The organism is Psychrobacter sp., assembly GCF_030457785.1.
GTDB lineage: Bacteria > Pseudomonadota > Gammaproteobacteria > Pseudomonadales > Moraxellaceae > Psychrobacter.
Genome location: NZ_JAKDUI010000193.1, coordinates 1 through 5,208, shown reverse-complemented (window position 1 = coordinate 5,208; position 5,208 = coordinate 1). Strand labels below are relative to the sequence as shown.

Below are 5,208 nucleotides of genomic sequence, written 5' to 3'. Positions count from 1 at the left end.
TCTATATAAGACACTGATATCAATGTATTTATTTTAACGGTGTTTAGAGTTTTATTATTAATAACCTCAGGGCGTGTTGAACATTCGCAGTCAGCAGTGCCACGGTCGAATTTTCAACATGCCCTAGTAGTTATTTCGTCCTTCAGTGGATGATATGTCTAGTTGTTGCAATTTACGAGTCAAAGTATTGCGTCCCCAACCGAGTAATTTGGCGGCCTCTATCTTTTTACCATTGCTATGGTTCAGTGCGGCTTTTAGCAGTACCCGTTCAAACTCCGGTGTTGCGGTTTGTAAAATATCTACTTTTCCTGTCTGGAGAGCATTTTCTGCCCAATCAGCCAATACCTGCTGCCAGCTGCTGTTTTCAGGCACTGGTTGGAGCTGAGCAATGGCGCTGTGATCAGTATGATGTTGACTGTCTATATGATCATGGCTTGGTTGGTTTTGAGCCGACTCTGATACAGCAGTAGACTGTTGTTGCAGCGCCTCTAAATGCGGAGGTATGTTTTCTAGTAGTTCTGGTGGTAGGTCAGTAGCCATCACCGTTTCACCGGTGGCCATGACGGTCAACCACAAGCAGACATTTTCAAGCTGGCGGACATTACCATGCCATTCGAAGTGCTGCATAATTTGTAATGCGGTTGGGTGGAGTTTTTTTGCGGTGGTGTTCATTTCATCTGCAGCACGTTGCATGAAGTAAGTCGCCAATGCTGGAATGTCTTCATGTCGAGTGCGCAAAGGTGGTAGCGGTAAGCGAATGACATTTAGGCGATAAAATAAATCTTCACGGAACTTGCCTTGTTTGACCAACTCTTCTAAGTTTTGGTGCGTAGCAGCAATGATGCGGACATCGACTTTGACGGGTTTTTGACCACCGACTCGATAAAACTCGCCATTGGCCAGTACGCGAAGTAGCCTTGTTTGCGTACTAAAAGGCATGTCACCGATTTCATCTAAAAATAGTGTGCCACCATTGGCTTGCTCAAATCGACCCTGACGAGTCGTCGTTGCACCGGTGAACGCACCTTTTTCGTGACCAAATAGCTCAGATTCGATCAAGTCGTGGGGGATGGCTGCCATATTCAGTGCGATAAATGGCTGTTCGTTACGCGGTGAGTGCTGATGTAAGGCGCTAGCGACCAGTTCTTTACCAGTACCTGATTCACCGGTTATCAAAACGGTGATAGGTGAGTGGGCTAAGCGTCCAATCGCTCGAAACACTGTTTGCATCGCTTGAGACTGACCAATGATGCCACTGGGGTTTTCATTGGAGACACTATCGGCAGCAGGTTTGTCTTTAACGTGATTGGTTTTGTCGGCAGGCTTGTGTTCCGTAGCGTTTTTGGCAGGGGCGTCCGGTAAAGGCTCGGGAGAGTCGTTAGGCGCTGTAATTTTATCAGGTTCTTTTGTGTGATTTTCCGTGTGATTTTCTGCCGTGGCATTTGGCTGATGTTTGATAGCCTTGTAAATAGTTGCGACCGCTTCATCTAGGTCAAAAGGTTTGGGTAGGTATTCAAAAGCGCCCGTTTGATAGCTATTGATAGCAGAGGTGAGGTCAGAGTGTGCGGTCATAATGACGATCGGCAGATCTGGAAAGTGCTGATGCACCCAATCGCTAAAAGACAAACCATCCATCATCGGCATGCGAATATCGGTCAATATGACATCTGGCAGCTGCTGATCGGACTTCTGTTGCTGTAACATATCGTTGAGGCGTGTCCACGCTGCTTTTGCCTGAGTGAAGCTAATGACGGTCAGACCCGCATCTTCAAAGGTATCAGCCAGTATCAATCGAAGGGCTGAGTCATCGTCGATGAGCCATAATGTTGCAGGGATAGCATCAGAGGTAGTACTGCTGGCGGTTGTCGTTACTTTATTAGTCATTATTTGGTCGTTCAATGTTGGATGTTGGTTATTTGGATGTTAGTTATAAAGATTATGCTCATCAGGTCGTATTGAACATTCAATCACATTTGCAGCCTCACGTTCTTTATTTGGTTTTTATTTCAAGTGAGGGTTGATTAAAAGGCAGATAGAGCGAAAAACGAGTTTGCCTTTCTTGACTGTCATCTTTAGGTTGTGTGGAGCCGACATCAATCATACCATGATGTCGGCTAATAATATCTTGTACAATGGACAAACCAAGACCTGTACCGACTGCACGGCTGGTGACCATCGGAAAAAATATCTGCCCAATCATTGCTGGGTCAATGCCTGAGCCGTTATCAGTCACGGTTACTTGCATGACTTGTTTGTGTTGTTGACTGGCGATGGTGTGTTGAAAGACCACACGTGTTTGAATATTTAATGTTGGCTGATAGTTATGGTTGTTACCTTGAGTGGCGTTTGAGGATGGTTTAGTAGATTCTTGCGGTGATTTCTGTTGTAGCGCCTCCTCAAACTCAGTCATAGACTCACAGGCATTGTTAATTAAGTTTAAAAAAACTTGAATCAATTGATCTTCATCTGCGCAGAGCTCAGGTAATGATAAGTCATAATCACGCTGTACCGTTACGTCAGGATATTGATTCACAACCAACGATAACACATGTTCTAGTGGCTCATGAATATTAATCATCTGCCAGTTTGGTAGTTGATTAGAGCCAAGAAATTGTCCAACTAGGTGAGTCAAACGATCTGTTTCTGAAACGATAATATCGGTATAACTACGCAGTTTCTCAGCGTTTTTTTGTAAGCTAGTGTCGTCAAGACCCTGGGTGCGGGACGCATCGTTAAACTTAATAAATTGCCGCTGTAATAATTGTGCTGCCCCGCGGATACCTGCCAAGGGGTTTTTGATTTCGTGGGCAACGGAGCGCAGCATATGACGGGCAACGCTGTACTGCTGCTGTTGGCGTTGCTCTTCAGAAATACGGCTTTGACGATCTTTGTTCCACATTTCGATGATAAAGCAGTGTTCCTCCTCGTAGATCACAGGTGTCACACTATAGTCGATGGAGAGAGGTAAATTCCTATATACATAGGTGTTGATAAGGTGGTCATGATCGATAAAGGGTTGCTGGTTCTTTTTGGCTTGTGCAAAGCGTGATTTTATCGTTCTCTTCGATTTGTCTTTATCATTGCTAGTGGAAGCCATGACTTCTTCAGGTGCGAGCAGTGCTAGGATAGACTGACCCAGTAATCGACCTGTGCTGGTAGCCAGTAGCTGCTCAGCTTGGGCGTTGAGCCATGTGATGGTCAAATCGTCATCGACCCACAAGACAGCAGTGAACAAGTGCTGCGATATATGTGACATAAAAGCAGGGTTGGGTGTGAGTTTTGTTTTTGCTGGTTCAGCTGTCATGAATAAAGCCTAAAATAGAAAGGTTATCAGTTGAATATTTAACCATAAATCAACACAGTAGGGCGGCAAAACTGGTGATTTTCACAAAAAAAACGTACAATGCGCACAGCCAATTTATCTCTAGCAAGGTCAGCCATGCCCAAAACTTCTACCGACTCGGTTAATACGACCGTCACCACGTCACAGCCAGCTTCTGCTGCTCCTCAAGATACTGCCACTGTCTTTGATCCCGCAAAGCCGACAACATCGCCAGATCGGAGTCCATCAGCCACTCACCATAAAGCCAATCATAACCAAAATTGCAGCATTGAACAAAGTGGTCAAGTGACTACAGCAATACCTGCGACATCTACAGCGCCAGTTAGCGCTGCGGCAAAGATTGGTTTCGTATCGCTTGGCTGCCCAAAAGCTTTGGTGGATAGTGAGCGAATCATCACAGAGCTTAGCCGTGATGGCTATCAGGTCGCCAGCGATTATGATGGCGCTGATTTGGTTGTGGTCAACACCTGCGGTTTTATTGAGTCGGCGGTACAAGAATCACTCGATGCCATCGGTGAAGCCATCAGTAAAAACGGCAAGGTCATCGTAACGGGCTGCTTGGGTAAAGAGGCGGATAAAATCCGTGAAATGCATCCAGCCGTGCTGTCAGTCACTGGCGCGCATGCTTATGATGAAGTGATTACGGCTGTCTCACAGCATGTACCCAAACCCAAGCGCGAGCTAGATAGCAATTACGATCCAAAAATTGACTTGATCAATGAGGCAGGTATTAAACTTACCCCTAGCCACTATGCTTATTTGAAAATATCAGAAGGCTGCAATCATCGTTGTACGTTCTGCATCATTCCAAGCTTGCGTGGAGATTTGGTTTCGCGTCCGATCGATAACGTAATGAACGAAGCCGTAGCGCTAAAAAATGCTGGCGTGAAAGAGCTGTTGATTATTTCGCAAGATACGTCTGCTTATGGGTTGGATCTGAAATATAAGACCAGCTTTTGGAATGGTATGCCGCTGAAGTCGAAATTTTATGATTTATGCCAGGCATTAAATGGATTGGGTATTTGGGTTCGCCTGCATTATGTCTATCCATACCCACATGTGGATAAAGTCGTTGAGCTGATGGGTGAGAAAAAGCTGTTGCCGTATCTCGATATCCCGTTTCAGCATGCAAGCCACCGTATTTTAAAAGCCATGAAACGACCAGCGCATAGCGAAAATACCTTGGCGCGTATTAAAGCATGGCGTGAGATATGCCCTGATATCGTTATTCGCTCAACCTTTGTCGTCGGATTCCCTGGTGAGACAGAAGAGGATTTCCAATGTTTGCTTGATTGGTTGGTTGAAGCCCGTCTGGATCGCGTGGGCGCCTTTACTTATTCAGAGGTTGAAGGTGCAGTAGCCAATGATTTGCCAGATCATGTGCCGGAAGCGGTCAAGCAGTCTCGCTATGAGCGCTTGATGGCATTGCAACAGGATATCTCAGAGCAGAAGTTGCAAGAAAAAGTCGGTAAAACTTTGATGGTATTGGTTGATGAGATTGATAGCGCAGAAGGTATCGCCATCTGTCGCAGCTATGCTGACGCGCCTGAAATTGATGGTCATGTCTACGTCGATGAGATTACCGATCAGGTCAAAGTCGGGCAGTTCTTGACGGTCACTATCGACGAGGCAAGCGAGTATGATCTGTTTGCCAGTTATAATGGGTAAAAGCTCTTGAGGATATGCGAGTGAAAATTGCCCAATTGTGGGCAGTTTTTGCTACAATTAGCGCAATTTAGCGTTTTATGCACTTATCGTCAATTGGGGTGCAATAAGCAACCCGAAGTACACTCTCTCTCTGTATTTTATTTCTGACTTTAATTATAATTTAATGATAACAAGGTGACCTCATGTCTGACAAAAAC

Annotated in this window: 3 protein-coding genes; 1 reads left to right on the top strand and 2 read right to left on the bottom strand. The window is 45.3% G+C overall.

The genetic code is table 11. The annotated features are described in order from the left end of the window. Positions 1-123: 123 nt before the first annotated feature. Positions 124-1,884, bottom strand: a complete 1,761-nt coding sequence (locus L0J61_RS09055) for a sigma 54-interacting transcriptional regulator (RefSeq protein ID WP_301466120.1) — start codon at positions 1,882-1,884, stop codon at positions 124-126. A gap of 106 nt (positions 1,885-1,990) precedes the next feature. Then, a complete protein-coding gene (locus L0J61_RS09050; RefSeq protein WP_301466119.1) occupies positions 1,991-3,304 on the bottom strand; it encodes a nitrogen regulation protein NR(II) in 1,314 nt (437 codons plus the stop codon). Positions 3,305-3,439: 135 nt separating this feature from the next. Between L0J61_RS09050 and rimO the strand changes: the two genes are divergently transcribed. Next, positions 3,440-5,011 (top strand): 30S ribosomal protein S12 methylthiotransferase RimO, encoded by a 1,572-nt coding sequence (gene rimO / locus L0J61_RS09045; protein WP_301466118.1) that lies wholly within the window; start codon positions 3,440-3,442, stop codon positions 5,009-5,011. Positions 5,012-5,208: the final 197 nt, after the last annotated feature.